Below are 18519 nucleotides of genomic sequence, written 5' to 3'. Positions count from 1 at the left end.
TAAAAAAAGATAAAGAATGAATGAGAGGATAAAATAAATCAAAGCCGTATAAGCCCAATGAAAGGCTGTTGAAATTGTCCTTGGCTGCATCAATAAGTAGAGAAGCCACGGTATGGAAAGCAAGGTAAGAATAATTGTGCTTTGATAAACATTCAATCGATACAAAAAACGCATAGCCCTGTTTGACATAGTAAAGCTTCACCTCATCTGCCAACATTGTACCACTTTACATGCTCAATAACCTTACAAACTCCCGTTAATTTACTGTACCTAATGCATGTGTATAAGATTAGGAAAAATTGAATAAACTAGTAAAAATCACTCATTTTGAAAAGTGGGTGATTTTTCGGTTTTGCGCGCCCAAAATTTGGGTATAAGATATCACTTCATATTAAAGGGTGAGATGAAGCGTGACAATCAAAGGCAGCGGGGACTTATTCATCATCGGAGGGAATGAAGATAAGGAAGGCGATTTGGAAGTCTTGTCGATCTTCGTTGAAGACACGAAAGCTAGCGGTGGCACAATTGGTATTCTTACGACTCCAACTGGATATCCAGAAGAAGTAGGTGGAGAATACCGGGAGATTTTTTTGAAGCTAGGTGCCTCTAAGGTGGATCTATTACATATTGATACCCGCGAAAAAGCTGAAGAAGAATCATTCACGAGACAGGTCAATGAGCTGTCAGCTCTTTTCATCACTGGTGGGGACCAGAATCGATTATCGAGTATCATTGGCGGTACCACTTTTTTCAAAGAAGTCCAAAAAGCCTGGCAAAACGGAATGATCATTGCAGGTACGAGTGCGGGAGCAGCGATTATGAGTAGACATATGATCGTGTCAGGAAAGACCAAGCTGAAGCATGATAAAGTCCACGTCGAAATTGGTGTGGGGTTTGGATTCCTCGAAGATGTCGTCATCGACCAGCACTTTTCACAGAGAGCCCGCTTTGGCCGTCTATTATATGCCATTGCGCAAAACCCTCAGGTTATTGGAGTCGGAATTGATGAGAATACAGCCATTTGGGTCAAGGATGGCGGTAAGTATTTTGAAGTGATTGGAGAACACTCAGTAACTGTAATTGATGGTTGCAAACTTTCATTTGTCGATATTGCCGATGAAGCCGAAAGTGATGAAGTTACGATTACAGGTGTACAACTGCATTCGATTGCAAAAGGCTATCAATTTGACTTGGAAAACCGAAAGTTAATCAAGAAAGAGAAGGGATCTGCCCAATGAAAATCAATAAAGTGAAATTTCTTTCTGGGCCAAACTATTATAGCTATAAACCGACCATTTGGCTTGAGTTGGATATTGAAGAACTTGAAGACATGCCATCCAATAAAATTCCTGGATTCACTGATACGCTATTGGAAGTCATGCCTACTCTGAATACACATACATGCTCCCGAGGCTATGAAGGCGGGTTTGTCGAACGCTTACGTGAAGGAACCTGGATGGGGCATATCCTTGAACATATGGCAATCGAGCTGCAATCGCTAGCAGGTAGTGGAGTGAAAAGAGGAAAAACGATCACAAGTGAACGGGAAGGCATTTACTATGTGACGTACCGTTATGAGGAAAAAGAGTCAGGCTATTATGCTTTTGAAGCGGCAATGGAAATCGTCAATCATATTCTTGAAGGACAACCTGTTTCTATCGACCCTTATGTGAAAAAAGTCGAGCAGCTTTATTATGCCCATAAGCTAGGTCCAAGTACAGAGGCTATCTTTAAAGCTGCCTATGAACGTAAAATTCCGGTCGAGCAACTCAAAAATGACAGTATTCTAAGACTCGGGACTGGGCGGAAGCAAAAACGGATGGAAGCAACAATGTCCAGCCAGGCTTCTTTTCTGGCAGTCGAGTACGCTTGCGATAAAGTGATGACGAAATCCCTACTTGAAGATGTTTGTATTCCTGTTCCAGAGGGTTGTGTCATCTCCTCAGAGACGGAACTGCTTCAGGAAGCAAAAAATCTCGAATATCCACTCGTCCTCAAGCCGGTCGATGGCCATCAAGGGCAGGGGGTTTTGACGAATATCAATACAGAAGAAGAGTTGATTGCTGCTTATAACCATCATAAAGATACGGATAAAGTGATCCTTGAGCGCTATTATACTGGGGACGATTATCGTTTTACTGTTGTTGATGGTCGACTCATCGCAGCAAGTTTACGCCTTCCCCCATATGTTGTTGGTAATGGAAATGATTCAATAAGAACTTTGATTGAAAAAGAAAATGAAAATCCATTACGCGGTGATGGCCATGAAAAACCGATGACGAAAATCCCAATCAATGAGTCTGTCGAAAATTATCTTCGCCAGGCACATTTGAATCTTGATTCGATCCTCGACAAGGGCCGAATCGTTAACGTCTTAGGAAATGCCAACCTATCGACAGGTGGCCTGGCAATTGATGTAACCGATAAAATACACCGTTCTTACAAGGAGATTGCAGAAACCTCCGCACGAGCGATCGGATTGGATATTGCAGGGGTCGATATGATCATCCAGGATATAACAGCTGAGTACCGGCCGGGATGTGCCGCAGTTCTTGAAGTGAACGCAGCGCCAGGGATCCGGATGCATCATTATCCGAGTTCAGGGATTCCCAGGGATGTCGGCGGAGCAATCGTCGATTACCTTTTTAAAAGTAGAGAGGAAGCAGCCATCCCTACCGTTGCTGTAACAGGAACAAATGGGAAGACCACAACAGTAAGGCTGATTTCACACTTCCTACAGCAAAAAGGAAAAACGATCGGGATGGCTCATTCGGACGGTGTCTATATTGGTAATCGTTGTATCGATAAAGGAGATTGCAGCGGTCCAGTCAGCGCCCGGAAAGTCCTTCATCACCCTGAAGTCGATGCCGCCGTTCTTGAAACTGCTCGAGGCGGTATGCTTCGCGAAGGGACAGCCTTCCGCTATTGCGATGTCGGGATCGTCACGAATGTTTCAGAAGACCACTTAGGATTGGATGGAATCGAGACGATCGAAGAGCTCCGGAAGCTGAAACGATTGATTCCAGAAGTCGTCCATCCAGATGGCTTTTGCATCTTGAATGCTGACGATAACGCGGTGGCAGAGATGAAGGATTATACTGGTGGTGCTGTTGTTTTCACTTCATTAGATGAAAATAATGCTTATTTACGTAAGCACCGTGAAAACAAGGAGGAATGCTGGTATGTCCAGGGTGACTGGATATTCTACGAAAAAGACGGTAAGTCAGAGCGTTTTATGAAGTATGCTGAGATCCCAATTACTTTTAATGGGTACGCTAAGCATAATATAAGCAATCTATTGCAAGCATTGGCATCTGCTCATTTGCTAGGTGTATCTCAGGAAATGCTGCGCAAGAAAGCACTGACCTTCTTCCCGGACTTTTTGCAAAGCCCTGGCCGGTTCAATAAAATCGATCAGGACGGAAGGACAATTATCGTCGATTATGCACATAATACGGCTGGTCTCAAAGCCATCTTTAACACGCTCAAAGCGATTCCTTGTGAACGGCTGATCACTGCTGTCTCGGCACCAGGCGACAGGTTGAATGAAGATATTCGAAATATGGCCGAAATCATCGGGAATGAAACCGATATTGTCGTAATAAAAGAAGATGGGAACTTGCGCGGCAGGAAACCGAAGGAAGTGGCGGCTATTCTCGATGAAGTGTTAGCTAAACAGCTACCTTCAAGCCGTAGGATCATTGAGCTTGATGAAATCCGGGCATTCCAGAAAGCATGGGATACCTCAAAACCAGGGGATCTCCTTTTGTTCCTTTATGATACATTCACCTCAGTGGAAAGCTTCTTCAAGGAACATAAACGTAACCGTTCCGAATTCGCTGACAGATACCGAAAAACCTCTTCGCTGTAGAGAGTTAATAAATCAAATAGAAGGTCAGGCATATTTCTACAAAAGTTTGCATCCAAAATAAGTTGGTGTAAGCTTGAAAGTATAGGTATGCCTGACTTTTATTTATCTATACATAGGAGGATGATGGAGATGAGCGTTTTACCGGATTTTCGATTGGATGAAAAGGTTGCAGTTGTAACGGGTGCTGGGAGGGGAATAGGAAAAGCGATTGCGATCGGGTACGCAGAAGCAGGTGCTGATTTGGTGCTGCTTTCCAGGACAGAACAAGATCTTCAAGCTACAGCTGAAGCAATCCGTTCAATAGGACAGGAAGCATTTGTGCACCCTACAGATTTGACGAACATAAATGAAGTAAATGATACGGTGGAAAAAGTGATGGGTGAAGTCGGGAGGGTTGATATTCTCGTTAATAATGCAGGAATGAACATACGTACTCCAGCCTTAGAGGTTACAGAAGATGAATGGCAGACGATCATGGATACGAATTTACGTTCAGCTTTCCAGCTTTCTCAAAAGTTTGCGCATCATATGAAAGATAACGGCACTGGTAGAATCATCAACATTTCTTCTGTTGCAGGGACAACCGCACTTCGTACAGGGGTTGTGTATGCTGCAACGAAAGCGGCGATGATCCAAATGACGAAAAATCTGGCATTGGAATGGGGAGAGCATGGCATACAGGTCAACTCGATCGGCCCCTGGTATTTCAGAACCCCACTGACGGAAAAGCTTCTGCAGGACGAGGAATACTTGAACAACATTTTGTCCCGTACACCATTGAAGCGTGTCGGTGAGCTGCCAGAGTTGGTTGGTCCTGCGGTATTTTTGGCTTCAGACGCAGCCTCATATGTAACAGGACAAACCCTCTTTGTCGATGGGGGAATGACGATTTACGGATTTTGAGAAAGTCCATTTTCATTTGGAAAGCTTGGTTAGTCAAGCTTTTCCCTTAACCAGAAATTAGCGGACACCAGAGACGTTATTCATTCAAAAACGCAATGTTTCAAAAAAATAGAGGACACTACAGACGTTATTTACTGAAAAACACGATCAAATACATGGTTTTTAGCTGGATTGCGGAACAGTTGTCCTCTAATTTTCCGCGGCGTGGCAAGCCATCCTCATCGAGATTATCACAGTGAAAAATAAAAAGAGGCTGTCCAAAAAAATCAGCAGCCTCTCTTACCTATTCAATCCCTTGCATAACTTACATCTTTTGTCGGATGCATGAAAGGGCTTTCTTTGGGTATACGGTTCTCCTCAGCAAGTTCCCTGTTTTCAGTTGAATTCCAACCGATGTCATTATACGGATGGATCCATTCATCTCCTGACATGATTTCGGGATCGGTTTCATCACTCCAGTTTTCAAGCGGGGAGTTTTCCGATTCATAATGACTGTCCCCAATTGTCACCCCGTATTGATTGACAAAAGGTTTCCGTTTGTCATCATCAACATTTTCAAAAACAGGCGCGTTAGCTTGATGAGGTAACGTCCCTTCAATTGAGGGATTTCTATCCTTTTCATTACCCATTCGGTTCACCTCCAAAAAGAGGATACCCTTATTGTTGACTAACGAATGTGCTTTTATGACAACCCAAACCTCATCGCATGACCCCTGACTCAAGAATATTGGTTTTGAAGTTAACTGTTATTTTAAGGTCTGGGTAGATCTCATTCCATTGCTTTTCATTCCAATTACGGTAATGAGCATTTGCGCTTTTCCCAATGCCTAATGGATCCAAGTTTTGTTCTTGCAACTTCTTGATTAGATTCTCTGCTCTGTCTTTTAATTCTTTGTTGACTGATTTCTCAATGAGGTTCACCTTTTTTTCAATTCCCTTAATATCACCTGAGTATTCATTTATGACCGCTTTCAAATTGATAGTATACGTAACTTCTGGTGAATCCACATCTCCCTTGAATTCGATTTTAGGTTCGGCATCAATATGTCCTAACGAAACTTCTGCTTTTAACTCTTTTATTTTTGAGATTAAGCTGCCATTATTGAAACCGTTATGAAGAAGGGTAAACATATATAGGTCCGAGGCAGGTAATTCCCCTACCATCTTTCCTTTCTTGAATAGACTGATCCCTTTTAAATAGACATTCCTGTCTTTTATCCCTAATAAAGGTAAAAATGGGTCTTTTCCTTCTGAGAAAAAGGATCTGAAAAAAAGGTGGATGTTCGTCCGGGGGAATGCTTCTTGTTTTGAATTCTGTTCGACCAATCTTGTCAAGGCCATCCCTAGATCCTGGTTAGGTAATCTATGTTCCATGATGAAATCATGAGCATTTCCATCGAAAACTGCCAGCTTTAAATTCGCACTGACACTTGGATCCCTCCGAAAAGCATCACCTATTTCAATGATACCGCCTTGTGCAAACTCCTTACCGAACAAAATGATCTCAATCTTTCCGTTGACGAGAGGGCGTTGTGCCTGTAAATTCAATTTTTGTTTGATATCTTGGCCGATTTCACCGACAGCAGTAAAGTAATCATTGTTAAGCGATCCATCAGGCTGGTATTGTGGGACAGCTGTTGTTCCTTGTGTTTGCCCATCGACTCTTTCGAAACCGACCAGTGTTACCAGGTTGATATCATCAAGTATCTCTTTTTCAGGCGTACAGCCTGTTAGAAGTAAGATGAAGATCATCAACGATATAAACTGTTTCATCGTTCTCGCCTCCTTCGCGATTGGAGATGAAAGATGATGAATAGGAACGGGGTATAGAAATATATCAAATAAAATCCTGTTCGTGATACGGCAGTAATGAACATATCTGTCATTTCGCGGTCAGATATTAAAAGCTGAAGCAGATAAACGATAAGAAGCATGCCTATCAATGATCTCCTTTGCCTTATGCTGAATGTCCTTTTCAGGGTACGGCCGGCACACCATAAGCTGATACAGATGTTTGGAAATGTAATTAAAGCCCATATCGTGATGGCGATATACTCGAAGCGTTCGACAAATGGAAATTCAGCAATTTTGAACATGCTTAACGTAGCCCAGATCGTCCTCCCAAGCTGTTCCTGGCTATAATAAGAAAATGCCACTATTGCCACAACAACATAGAGGAAGGTTGAAAAGAGGATGCCAAAATGGCTCCATTTTTGTGATTTCTCAGCTTTTTTAAGAAAAGGATAAAGGATCAGGATCACTTCAAACCCAATATACTCCAGTGTTGCAACCTTGGAAGATAATAAGATATCTTTGATGGAATGATTGAAAACCGGTTGAAGATAGTCCCAATCACTATACTGCAATGGAAAATATAAAAAGAAAATAAGGACTGAAGGAAGTGTGACCCCGAAAAATGCGATTCCCGCGACCACTCTGAAACCTGCTGATACCGTATAATAAATGAGAATAATGAAGACCAAAAGGACAAATGGCATGTTCATATCCGGAAACATCCAGACTTGAACAACTTCGAGATAACTGCGCATGACAGTGACGCCCATCAACAAGAAATAAATCGCAAATAGGAAACTGAAAAATTTACCCAAACGTTCCCCGTACGCACGTGCATGGATTGCAATTAAATCTCCGTTCTCCTTGTTTAACATTGAATACATCATCCATAGAATCAGATGGATAGAAAGACCTGTAATGATGATGGAAATCCAGGAATCATACTCAGCGTCCATGGCTATATACCGTTCGTATCCTAGAATGCCAATGCCGATTTGCATCGTATGAATCAAGAAGAAAGCCATTCCTGCCGAGACTTTATAACGTTCTTTAATATTGCTGCTCATCAAAGATCTTCCTCCTTTCTGACCTATTCATCTATATCCCTTTTTTGCTTAGCCTTTTGTTTTTTGAAGCGCTTTGTGTCCTCAGTTTGTAAATTGATCGGGCGTAAGGATTGTGCAGAGAACGGAAGACGTACAATCGTATCTTTCAAATCTTGGACTCTTGGTGGGAATAGAGGTTCCATGTATGGCCTTCCAAGAGATTCAAGGCGTAGTAGATGGACCAGCAAGAAACAGAAACAAATCATGATTCCTAACAAACCCCAAAATTGTGCGAAAAACAAAAAAGGGAATCGGATCAATCTGATCGTGTTACCCATTTTATAAACAGGAGTCGTAAAAGAAGCGAGTGCGGCAAGAGCCACGATGATGAGAAGGACATTACTTGTCAGACCTGCTTCAACTGAGGCTGTTCCAATGACGATCCCCCCTACGATACCGATCGTCTGCCCGACTTTTGTCGGTAGTCGGGCTCCAGCCTCACGCAATAATTCAATTGCGAGTTCGAGTATGATTGCTTCCAATATAGGTGGAAACGGGATATTACTCCGTGAAGTAATCAGTATTCCTAACAAGTCTTTAGGTATCAATTCATAATGATAAGTCAATACCGCGACATAGAGCGGTGTAGCGAAAACAGAGAACATGACTGAAAACATCCTGATGACCCGGAATGTGGTAGCTACATGCCAGTTCAAAAAATAATCTTCAAACGATGAAAAAAACTCGATCAGTGTTGTCGGGCCGATCAAAGCATGGGGAGAACCTTCCGTTAGAACTGCGATTTTGCCTTCTGCCAATGCTGCTGAAACACGATCGGGTCTCTCGGAATCGATCAACTGAGGGAAGGGTGAATTTTGGTTGTCTGCTATCAGTTGTGTGATGAACGAACTGTCCAAAATCTGATCGAACTCGATCTCCTTGATTCGTTGTAATACAGTATTGATGTTCTCTTCATTAGCAATTCCTTTTACATAAATGACACTCACCAATGTTTTCGAAGTCGTTCCAATTCTCATTTCTTCAACAGTCAGGTGTAATGTGGGTAATCTTTTTCGGATCAGATGCAAATTAGTATCAAGTGATTCGACAAATGCTTCTTTAGGTCCTAAAACGCTGAATTCTATTTCAGGAGCCGCAACTTCTCTAGCCGTAGAAGACAGAGCTTTTACCAATAAACATTCATCAGAGTTACGATCAAATTGAAGAATGATATAACCAGCAAGGAGTTTTTCCTTTATTTCGGGTACCTTATCCGATCGAAGAATGTTATCAATTGGAATATCCCTTTTCAAATCTTCTAAATTCCGTTGCTTTTCATGTTGGATAAATGGAAGAATGTCACGGTGTAGTGTGTCCATATCAATCAATGTCTTTATATAAGAAATATGGATCGTACTGTATTTATTCTCTATTTCAAATCGTTCAAAATCCTTGGAATTAGAAGCAAGTTGATAGAGATCAGAAAGGGTATGAGGTTCATTGCTGTCTTTTTCATTTTGATTTTGGGAAGAGTCCGTCCACTTTTGAAACAGTTTCTTTATCATCCAAAAATTCCTTTCCGAACCGAAGTTATCACTTATTACGCTTTCCAATTATTAGTACTAGTATGCGATACTGAAAAAAACTCTTAACAGTTTTCAAGTATAAAAAAAAGAAGAGATCCATGGTAACGGATCTCTTACTGATGAACCTATTCTTATGAATGGATTTTAAAGGATTTGATGGATTTCAATAAAGCTTGTGCTGTTGAGGTCAAAGAGTCTGCCTGGTTATTGACTTCTACCATCGTGGCAAGCTGATCATCGGTTGTAGCGGAGACTTGTTGCGTACGCTCTGCTGATTCACGTGCGATACGAGCTGTCTCTGTCGTAGATGAATGTACTTGTTCTGAACTTGCTGAAATTTCTTCAACGGATGCTGATACGTCCTGGATTTGTCCGGCAACCTCTTCTATGATCGTTGCAATTTTTTCGAAGGATTGTTCAGCGTCTCCGATCACCACTGTCCCAGTTTCAACTTCTTTTTTACCGTTGTTCATAACCGAAACGGTTTGTTGGGTATGTGTCTGGATACGTTTTACGAGTTCTGAGATTTGTGAAGCGGATTGCTCGGATTGTTCAGCAAGCTTTTGGACCTCTTTCGCTACGACTGCAAATCCTTTTCCGTGTTCACCTGCACGTGCAGCCTCGATCGCCGCATTAAGTGCCAGCAGGTTTGTCTGGTTGGCGATCTCGGTTATGACATTGACGATCTGATTGATTTCTTTTGATTGTAAGCTAAGTTGTTGGATTTCTTCAGCTACATTATCAGTGACTGAGTCGATCGCATCCATCTGCTGCCTTACTTTTACGATGAATGTCTTACCAGAGTCGACTTCCTCTGTAGCTTTGCTGGACATTTCAGCAACCATTGTTGCGGATTCAGCAATCCGTTGTATTCCAGCTGTCATTTCATCCATGATCTGGGCTGTTTGTTCTGATCCGCTCAATTGTGTATCAGCCCCTGTTGCCACTTCTCGCAGCATCGTATTGATTTCCTGTGTAGAAGCACTTGTGAGCTGAACCTGATCGATGAATTGTTTTGAAGTTTCTGCAACCTGATCACTATTGATACGTACATCTTCAATAAGTGCCCGTAAATTTCTGGTCATCTGATTGAAAGCATTTGCAAGTTGTCCGAATTCATCTTTTGATTGAATATCAAGCTTCGACCGTAAGTCACCACTTGCCACTTTTTTCATTGTACGGACCGTCTCGTATAAAGGATTCAAAATCAGGAAGCGGACGGCAAACATGATCAAGAATGAAGTGACAATAAGGCTGATAATCGTATTGATTACAAAAGCGACACTTGTAGAAAGATCATCAACCAGCCCTGAAATCAAACCGTTAAAGGCTGTCGATATAGGAATGCTGATGATCAAGCTGACGAGCAATACCAAAAATAGTTTGACGCCGACACTCTTCAACGACCGGAGAGAGTTGAAGGATGCAACCTTGTTCGTTAGGACTGAGCTTTTCGTGGACATTATATATGTTCCTCCATTCATATAGATAAGCGAAGTAATCTACATCTTATATCGGTAATTTTCGGAAAACTTTGACTGTATACGCCATGTTTCCAAACAATTTATTTGTGATTGAAACTTTTTCAGGTAGAAATCGACTATTAATAGTAAGAGGGGGAGAAAGCCGTGGTGGAGCATATATTTAACCGGTTATATATGGACTATCACCAATCGCTGTTTCAATTTCTTGTTTATTTGTTACGAGATCGAGATGCAGCAGAAGAACTCGTCCAAGATGTTTATATAAAAGTTATAAACTCCTATGACAAGTTCAAAGGGGATAGCAGTGAAAAAACATGGTTATTTTCAATCGCGCGAAATGTAGCGATCGATTATATAAGAAAACAAAAGAGACAGAGAAAAACGATCATAGGGTCATTTGACGTAGAAGAAAGAGAAAATCAACTGATCCATCCTGGTAAATTACCAGATGAAATCCTTGAACAAAATGAATCTTTCAAACAAATGTACGAGGCTTTATCACAATGTAAAGAGGAGCATCGTCAGTTGATATTACTTCGATATATCCATGGTTTTAGTATAAAAGAATCGGCAGCGATCATGGGTTGGTCTGAAGGAAAAGTCAAGACCGTGCAGCACAGGACACTTAAAACGTTGAAAAGCATTCTTGAGGACAGCAAGAAGGAGGAAGAATTGTCAAATGGGACAGTCTAATTGGAACGAAGAAAAAATCATTCAAACACTTCGTGATTTTCCGGTAGTGGAAGATCGACAGACCAAAGAAGAGCTGTTTGAAAAGATTGAAAGTCGGATCGAAACAAAAAAAACGAAAAGGAAGTCCTTTAAATTCATGCCGATACTTGCTGCTGCCTGTGTCCTGCTCATCGCTGCCATCATTTCACCTGCTGTATTGAAGGAAACCGTTTTTAAAAGTCCAGGCAGTGACGTCAAACACAGTTTACATGGTTCTTCGGAAATTGGTAAGGAATCTCCTTTGATAAAGAAAACACCCGAAGAGCCCATGCCTCCAGCTGCTGATCCAGAAGAGCGGGAACCACAGCCGGCAGAACAGCCAGCAGAGAGTAAAATCGAACCGAAAGCGTATGAAAGTAATGACGTCACCTACCATTCAGCAGCAGTCGAAGTACCTGAAGATAAACAGGCGATCATAGTCTATTATACGGATGAAGAGGCTGAGAACGTAGTGCCTGTCAGTTATCTTGCAGATAAAGGACTGCCGAAAATCGAAGCGTTACGTGAGGCATTCCAAAAGATTGATACAGAGGAAATCGGTCTATTTGCAACGGAATTCCACAAGGGTGACAGAGTCAAAGTTTCAGATGATCCAGAAAAGAATGAGCTTATCCTTGATATTGAACCGGGGACCATCCAGGGATCGACAGGTGAACGAATGTTCATGGATACAGTTGACCACACAGCTTATAGTCTTGGGTATAAGCAGGTTGTGTTCAGGACAAACGGAGAACCGGGTTACGAATTTTCCCACTTCGGACCTAAAGAAACAGTAGATATCAAAGGTCCAGAAAAAGGATTCAACACTTTGTTTACAGAAAAAGGAATCCTGTTGCTGGGTGAAAGAATCAAAGCGAATGACTCTCAAGAACCGACATCATTAGAAGGAATTGTGAAATCAATGAAAATAGATACAAGTGGATTTGGGGATGAAGAAGCAATACAACCTAACTTCTTCATTAAACAAATCAGGGAAAAGGATAAGACGGCAATAGTCGAACTTGTTGAAGGATCAAGGCTAGAAAATAACATGGTGTATATGGCAATGATTGAATCCATTTTGTTGACGGCACATCAGTTTGGTTATGAACAAGTCTATTTCTTAGGTTCAAACGTACAGGAAGTAGGACCGTATAACTTGAATGAGCCACTTCCTGTGCTGAAAGCTCCGAATGTCATATCGCGTTAAATTTCGGAAATAACAACAATAATAAAAATATGTAAAAAAAGCTGCCATGGTCGGCAGCTTTTTATAATCCCACAAATCCAAAAGGAGCGACCTATCAGCGGTCGCTCCTTTAACTGAAATTCTATTCATTGTACGGTAGGATTTTCACTTCGACTCGTCTATTTTTCGCTCGTCCTTCAGGTGTATCGTTTGAAGCGACTGGTTGGAACTCCCCATAACCCGTTTGACTGAATTTTGTAGGATCGAGGTTTTCGTTTTGAAGCAGCAGTTGCATGAAATTGATGGACCGTTGTGCGCTCAGCTCCCAATTCGAGCTGAATTCATTATTTTGGATCGGTACATTATCCGTGTGGCCCGCAATGACGATTTGTCTCGGCGGGTCTGTTACAAGGAGCTGGGAGATCTCTTTTGCAAGTCCAACAGCTCCTTCTTTAATGTATGCACTACCTGAATCGAATAGTGCATTATCCAATATTGTTATGATCAATCCGCTCTCCGTCAGTGTCGTTTTCAGACTCTTATTCAAGTTGTTATCGTCAATATAACCATCGATCTTTTCTTTAATTTCTTTCAACTGTAATTGATCGAGATCACCATACTTCTTTTCACGATCATCCGTTGGTACAAGGGCATTTTCACTTGTTGGAATAGACGTCTGTTCAACAATGCTGACAGGGCTCGTATAATCCAAGGGGCCAGTTCCGCCATTCAGGGCAGACTTGAATGAATTCGCCATGTTCTCGAACTTTGCAGCATCAACGGTACTAACAGCAAAAAGTACAATGAACAACGCTAGAAGCAAGGTCAGCATATCTGCATAAGGGATCAGCCATGTTTCATCAATGTGCTCTTCCTTTTTCTTTTGGCGGGTTTTAAGCATTAAGCCCCTCTCCTTCCTGAACAACAGGAGTTTCTTGATTACGCTGATTAGCAGGGACATAGATTTTCAGTTTTTCCTCTATGACACGAGGAGAAGCTCCGTCTTGAATGGATAAAATTCCCTCAACCATGACTTGCTTCACCATTACTTCTTGCTTTGATTTCCGCTTCAACTTGTTTGCGAAAGGGTGCCATAGCACATATCCTGTGAAAATACCGAATAACGTAGCAATGAACGCTGCGGCAATGGCCTTTCCTAATGCATCGATATCCTGCAGGTTTCCTAAAGCGGCAATAAGTCCGACTACTGCCCCAAGGACACCTAATGTAGGGGCATATGTACCAGCCTGTGTGAAGATGGCTGCTGAACTTTCATGCCGCTCTTCCATAGCAGCAAGATCTTCGACCATGACATCACGGATGAACTCGGGCGTCTGACCGTCAATCACCATCTTCATGCCGTTTTTTAGAAATGGGTCGTCAATGTCGTCTGCATGTGACTCCAATGCAAGAAGTCCTTCTTTTCTTGCAATGGTAGCCCACTCAGCAAAAATCGGGACTAATTCTTCGACTGTCGTCATTTTTTTATCCGTAAACAAAATCTTCAAGAGCTTAGGAATTTTTTTTATTTCATTCAGAGGGAAGGCAATGAGTATCGATGCTGCCGTTCCTGCAAAGATGATCAAAAGCGCAGCGGGATTGAAAAGCGCAACAGGGTTCACCCCTTTTAGAAACATCCCTACCCCGATGGCAATGACCCCAAGAATGATTCCGATCACTGAAGCTTTATCCATAAGAAGCTCATCCTCACTTTAAAATTTCTATCAAAATCCGCCCAATTGTCTAAGAGAAAAAACGATATTGTTATGGTTAATATCGTCAGCTTTCCTATATTTGTTTAATAGGAATTTGGAATCAATAGTGCGCGGACATTTGAATAATCATCACTTATGTAGATCCAGAAAGATGAGTAGAAATATCGTAAATCGGGACATACTATGACCACAAATGGTAAAAATAGGTCTGTATAAAAGCGGTCAGTAATGGAGGTTGTATAAATGGCAGCAAGCAAAAATCAAGCCGAGGAGCACGTTGCAAAAGAACTAGCAGGAACAATCAAGCCAGAAATGCCTGCAAAGGAGGAAAGGGACGGTGAGGAAATCACCAACCCTTATCATATTGTCCAACGCTTGATTGAACGTGCATGTGAAACCCTTGAGCTTCAAGAAGGGGTTTATGACATTTTAAAGAAGCCTAAAAGGATCATGAAAGTGTCCATCCCTGTGCGGCGGGATGACGGAGATGTTGTGAATTATACCGGTATGCGCTCTCAGCATACAGATATCCTCGGACCAACCAAAGGGGGTGTCCGTTTTCACCCTAATGTAAATGAAGATGAGGTCATTGCGCTTTCGATGTGGATGACCTTGAAAACAGCGATTGTCGGTATTCCCTTTGGTGGTGGAAAAGGAGGGATCATCGTCAATCCGGAAGACATGTCAGAACGTGAAATTGAAGAGTTGAGCCGCGGTTTCATTCGCGAGCTTGAACCGATCATGGGTCCGGAGAAAGACATACCAGCTCCCGATGTTAATACAAGTCCTCAAATCATGGGGTGGATGCTGGACGAATTCGATCGTCTGAGAGGGCATAATGTACCAGGATTCATCACAGGAAAGCCGTTGATCATTGGTGGATCGGAAGGGCGGATTGAGGCGACAGGCCGCGGAGTCGTCATCACCATACAAGAGGCAGCAAAAAGATTGGATCTGGATCTCTCTGGAATGAAAGCAGCTATCCAAGGTTTTGGAAACGTCGGTTCGATCACAGCAAAATTTTTAGCTGAGGCTGGAGTGAAAGTTATTGCAGTGACCGATGCGAAAGGTGGGGCGTTGAACGAAAATGGTCTTGATATCCCTGGATTGATCGCGTATATGGAAGACCATAAGACCGTCAAAGGCTTTTCGGATAGTAAAGACATTTCAAATGAAGATTTATTTGGTTTGGACTGCGACATTCTCATTCCTGCCGCATTAGAAAATCAAATCACTGGAGATAATGCAGGAGATATCAAAGCAAAAATCGTTGCAGAAGCTGCAAACGGGCCGACTACACCTGAAGGCACTCAAATTTTAGAGGACAATGGGGTTTTTATCATACCTGATATCTTGTGTAATTCTGGAGGCGTTACGGTGTCTTATTTTGAATGGGTACAGAACGCCATGCACTATGCCTGGAAAGAGGAAGAGGTATTGGAAAAGCTGGAAGAAAAAATGACCGCCGCATTTAAAGCTGTGTATGAGATAAAGGAAGCAAAACAGGTGAAGATGAGGGAAGCGGCTTATCTGTTGGGCGTCGGGCGATTGGCTCAAGCGATGAAAGCGCGAGGATGGATAAAGAATTGGGAGATGCCGGTCGATTGTTGACTAAAATATTCTCACTGTCTAAGAAACGTTCGTTGCAAATAAAAAAACCCTGAGGAATACTGACAAGCTTCTCCAGCCCTAAATAGACATACTTCGGGCGGATGGCTACTATAGTCCGCTTACTAATTTCGATTATTTTCGTAGCATGTATCAAAAAAAGAGTGACTTGAAGGCTCCTGCCTCACTAGTCACTCTTTTGCATACTTTGTAAACCGCAACAGGTCACCGTAGATCAAACCATCGGATAATTCAAGCTCGATCAGTTTTTCTCTTGCTTCTGAACAGGATTCACGAGCCACTACTTTTCCAGACTTACGGTCGTAACACGTATCCGAAGCATAGACGTACTTATCGGTTACGATGCTGCGGTCACGTAGAATTGCGAAGTTTTTATGGTCTTCTGAGAAGAGATCTGTACCGAATTGGATTCCTTCATTTTCAATACCGAGCAGATTCAGGATCGTCGGTTTAAGATCAATCTGCCCAGAAACGTTCGAAATGGTTTTCCCCTCTTGACCAGGAATATGGATGATCAGAGGAACACGTTGTAACTGGACATTATCATAAGGTGTGATTTCTTTATTCAATACCTGGGCCATCGCATTGTCATGCTGTTCGGATATACCATAATGGTCCCCGTAAATGATAATGATTGAATCCTCATAAAGACCTTCTTTTTTCAATTGTTGCACGAAATTTTTAATTGCCTCATCCGTATAGCGCACAGTCACAGGGTAACGATCAACGATGGGATCTCCAGTATCGAAAGTGGGAATCATTTGATCTTCTTCACTGAATTTGAATGGATGATGGTTTGTCAATGTGATGAATTTTGCATAAAACGGTTGTGGAAGATCCTTTACATATTTCAACGATTGGTCGAAGAAAGGCTCATCCTTTAATCCGTAATTGATTTTGTTCGTCTCATCAATCGAATAAAATTGTTCTGCATAGAATTGATCATAACCTAAGGACTGGTACATGATGTCTCTATTCCAGAAGCTTTTATTGTTACCATGGAAGACAGTACTGAAATAGCCATGTTCTTTAATGATTTCAGGTGTTGCATAATATTCATTCAATGCATGGGTTTGGAAAACAGCTCCTCTTGGTAAAGGATACAAAGAGTTTTCAATCAGAAACTCAGAATCAGACGTTTTTCCTTGGCCAGTTTGGTGATAAAAGTTATCAAAGTAATAACTTTCCTGGATGAATTCATTGAGGAAAGGTGTAATTTCTTTTCCGTTGATTTCTCTTCCGATCACAAACTGCTGGGTTGATTCCATTGAAATCATTATGATGTTCTTACCTTCAGCAATACCACGCAGGTCTTCATTCGGCTCTACTGATTTTTGCGCTGTATATTGATTGACCTCCACGATATCCACGTTATCTGCTAAGGCCTTTTGTGCAGATGTTTTAGACTGCAATACGAGATCGTATAGATGGTAATTGTAAGTACCAAGGTTTTTGACAAGCAGTTCCCTGTCAAATGTCCGTGTCAGTAATTCCGGTCGTTCAGATTCTGCAAGACCAAGATTGACAGCTAGGATCACAACAGCGGTGATCAGTATTTTATACAGTGTGGCTTTTGGATGAGCTGTTTGCTTTAGTTGGCCGCGCTTGTTTAAGAAGTGTAAAAGAATTAGATCGGCAAAAAAGACAATGTCATACCAATAGGTTTGCGCAATGACACTGTTTCCTATGTCTCCGACGTTATTGGTCTGAAACAATACAGGTACTGTGATGAAATCATTGAAAAACCGATAATATAAAGTATTGGCATACAGGATGATTGAAAATAAAGCCGCAATAATCAAAGTGATTCGATTACGCAGGCGGGTTGGGAAGAGAAAGACAAGTGCTAAAGAGAATAGCACAGAACTAAGAGGATTGATTACCAGGATCAATTCTTGCACCCAATTGCTCGTCTCCAGGTTAAAGCATACTTTATAAACGAAATAGGTCTTGATCCACAGCAGAAATGCTGTAATGATCAGGCTATCGTAATTTTTGATCCGCTCTTTCATAATTGCAACCTCCCAGTTGACACAAGCGCACACTGTTGCATAATCCATACCTCTATTATAGACGAGCAAATGAAAGGAAAGTTCCGTATTTCTTTACATTTAAAGAAAGTATAAATACTTTCTTCGATCTAAGGGCAACTATGGGTCTGCCAATGCTAAGTCTTGGCTTCACCAGTTTTCATTATAATAGCGTTCATTCCGAATCTTCATAATAACAAATTTTGTTAATTCATTAAAGTTTTAAGATTCTATCATACTCTTCCTCATTTACTATTGCCATTTCTCTTGGAGATGACTATAATAAGAAAAAATTAACAATGAACTTTCTTGATGAGGAGAGTAGATATCAGGTGATTCTTAAAGCGAACTGGAGTTGGTGGAAGTCCAGTATAACCTGTTATTGAACCGCACCTCGGAAAAGCTTTTTTGAAAGCGAGTAGGAAAAGCCGCGGCCCTGCGTTAACGGGACAAAGTTGGTTCTTATTTTGGAACAAGCAGAGTGGTACCGCGGGTTGATCTCGTCTCTCATTTAGTGAGGGGCGTTTTTTTATTGGAAAGATTAATATTCTTTTTGGTTGA

General features: G+C 41.7%; 13 protein-coding genes, 1 pseudogene and 1 other annotated feature. Of the genes and pseudogenes, 6 read left to right on the top strand and 8 right to left on the bottom strand.

Annotated elements, in window-relative coordinates; all coding sequences use genetic code 11:
- The first annotated feature begins 410 nt into the window (after positions 1-410).
- The 3 genes from N8M93_RS18855 (at position 411) to N8M93_RS18845 (ending at position 4774) form a co-directional block, all read left to right on the top strand.
- Positions 411-1238 (top strand): cyanophycinase, encoded by an 828-nt coding sequence (locus N8M93_RS18855; RefSeq protein WP_261134184.1) that lies wholly within the window; start codon positions 411-413, stop codon positions 1236-1238.
- The gene (gene cphA, locus N8M93_RS18850) at positions 1235-3871 is read left to right on the top strand and encodes a cyanophycin synthetase (protein WP_261134183.1); all 2637 of its coding nucleotides are present in this window, start codon (positions 1235-1237) and stop codon (positions 3869-3871) included. The genes N8M93_RS18855 and cphA overlap by 4 nt, the downstream gene beginning before the upstream one ends.
- A gap of 129 nt (positions 3872-4000) precedes the next feature.
- Complete coding sequence (locus N8M93_RS18845) at positions 4001-4774, top strand: SDR family NAD(P)-dependent oxidoreductase (RefSeq protein ID WP_261134182.1); 774 nt, start codon at positions 4001-4003, stop codon at positions 4772-4774.
- A 287-nt stretch (positions 4775-5061) separates the two neighbouring features.
- On the opposite strand, the gene N8M93_RS18840 is transcribed toward N8M93_RS18845, so the two are convergent.
- From N8M93_RS18840 to N8M93_RS18820, 5 genes are all read right to left on the bottom strand, one after another.
- The gene (locus N8M93_RS18840) at positions 5062-5403 is read right to left on the bottom strand and encodes a DUF3905 domain-containing protein (protein WP_261134181.1); all 342 of its coding nucleotides are present in this window, start codon (positions 5401-5403) and stop codon (positions 5062-5064) included.
- A gap of 70 nt (positions 5404-5473) precedes the next feature.
- Positions 5474-6547, bottom strand: a complete 1074-nt coding sequence (locus N8M93_RS18835) for a Ger(x)C family spore germination protein (protein ID WP_261134180.1) — start codon at positions 6545-6547, stop codon at positions 5474-5476.
- A complete protein-coding gene (locus N8M93_RS18830; protein ID WP_261134179.1) occupies positions 6544-7635 on the bottom strand; it encodes a spore germination protein in 1092 nt (363 codons plus the stop codon). The genes N8M93_RS18835 and N8M93_RS18830 overlap by 4 nt, the downstream gene beginning before the upstream one ends.
- Before the next feature lie 23 nt (positions 7636-7658).
- Positions 7659-9179 (bottom strand): spore germination protein, encoded by a 1521-nt coding sequence (locus tag N8M93_RS18825; RefSeq protein WP_261134178.1) that lies wholly within the window; start codon positions 9177-9179, stop codon positions 7659-7661.
- Between the two features lie 152 nt (positions 9180-9331).
- Positions 9332-10663: a methyl-accepting chemotaxis protein gene (locus N8M93_RS18820; RefSeq protein WP_261134177.1), complete on the bottom strand. Its 1332-nt coding sequence runs from the start codon at positions 10661-10663 to the stop codon at positions 9332-9334.
- Between the two features lie 162 nt (positions 10664-10825).
- Here N8M93_RS18820 and N8M93_RS18815 point away from each other — a divergent pair.
- Together N8M93_RS18815 and N8M93_RS18810 are read left to right on the top strand one after the other, a co-directional pair.
- Positions 10826-11377, top strand: a pseudogene (locus N8M93_RS18815) (sigma-70 family RNA polymerase sigma factor); the annotation flags it as partial.
- Positions 11364-12605, top strand: coding sequence for a hypothetical protein (locus N8M93_RS18810; RefSeq protein WP_261134175.1), 1242 nt, complete (start codon positions 11364-11366; stop codon positions 12603-12605). The pseudogene N8M93_RS18815 and the gene N8M93_RS18810, both read left to right, overlap by 14 nt.
- Positions 12606-12726: 121 nt before the next feature.
- Here the strand turns inward: N8M93_RS18810 and motB are convergent, their stop codons facing one another.
- A complete protein-coding gene (gene motB, locus N8M93_RS18805) occupies positions 12727-13485 on the bottom strand; it encodes a flagellar motor protein MotB (protein WP_221569037.1) in 759 nt (252 codons plus the stop codon).
- Positions 13478-14278: a flagellar motor stator protein MotA gene (gene motA, locus N8M93_RS18800; protein WP_261134174.1), complete on the bottom strand. Its 801-nt coding sequence runs from the start codon at positions 14276-14278 to the stop codon at positions 13478-13480. The genes motB and motA overlap by 8 nt, the downstream gene beginning before the upstream one ends.
- A 333-nt stretch (positions 14279-14611) precedes the next feature.
- On the opposite strand from motA, the gene N8M93_RS18795 reads away from it, so the two are divergent.
- Positions 14612-15910 carry a Glu/Leu/Phe/Val dehydrogenase gene (locus N8M93_RS18795; RefSeq protein WP_261134235.1) on the top strand — a complete coding sequence of 433 codons (1299 nt, stop codon included), beginning with the start codon at positions 14612-14614 and terminating at the stop codon, positions 15908-15910.
- Between the two features lie 188 nt (positions 15911-16098).
- Here the strand turns inward: N8M93_RS18795 and N8M93_RS18790 are convergent, their stop codons facing one another.
- Complete coding sequence (locus tag N8M93_RS18790; RefSeq protein WP_261134173.1) at positions 16099-17940, bottom strand: LTA synthase family protein; 1842 nt, start codon at positions 17938-17940, stop codon at positions 16099-16101.
- 318 nt (positions 17941-18258) lie between these two features.
- Positions 18259-18469: a binding site (T-box leader), on the top strand.
- Positions 18470-18519 lie beyond the last annotated feature (50 nt).

The organism is Bacillus sp. Marseille-Q3570, from assembly GCF_946151055.1.
GTDB lineage: Bacteria > Bacillota > Bacilli > Bacillales > Fictibacillaceae > Pseudalkalibacillus.
This window is presented reverse-complemented; position numbering and strand designations above follow the sequence as displayed.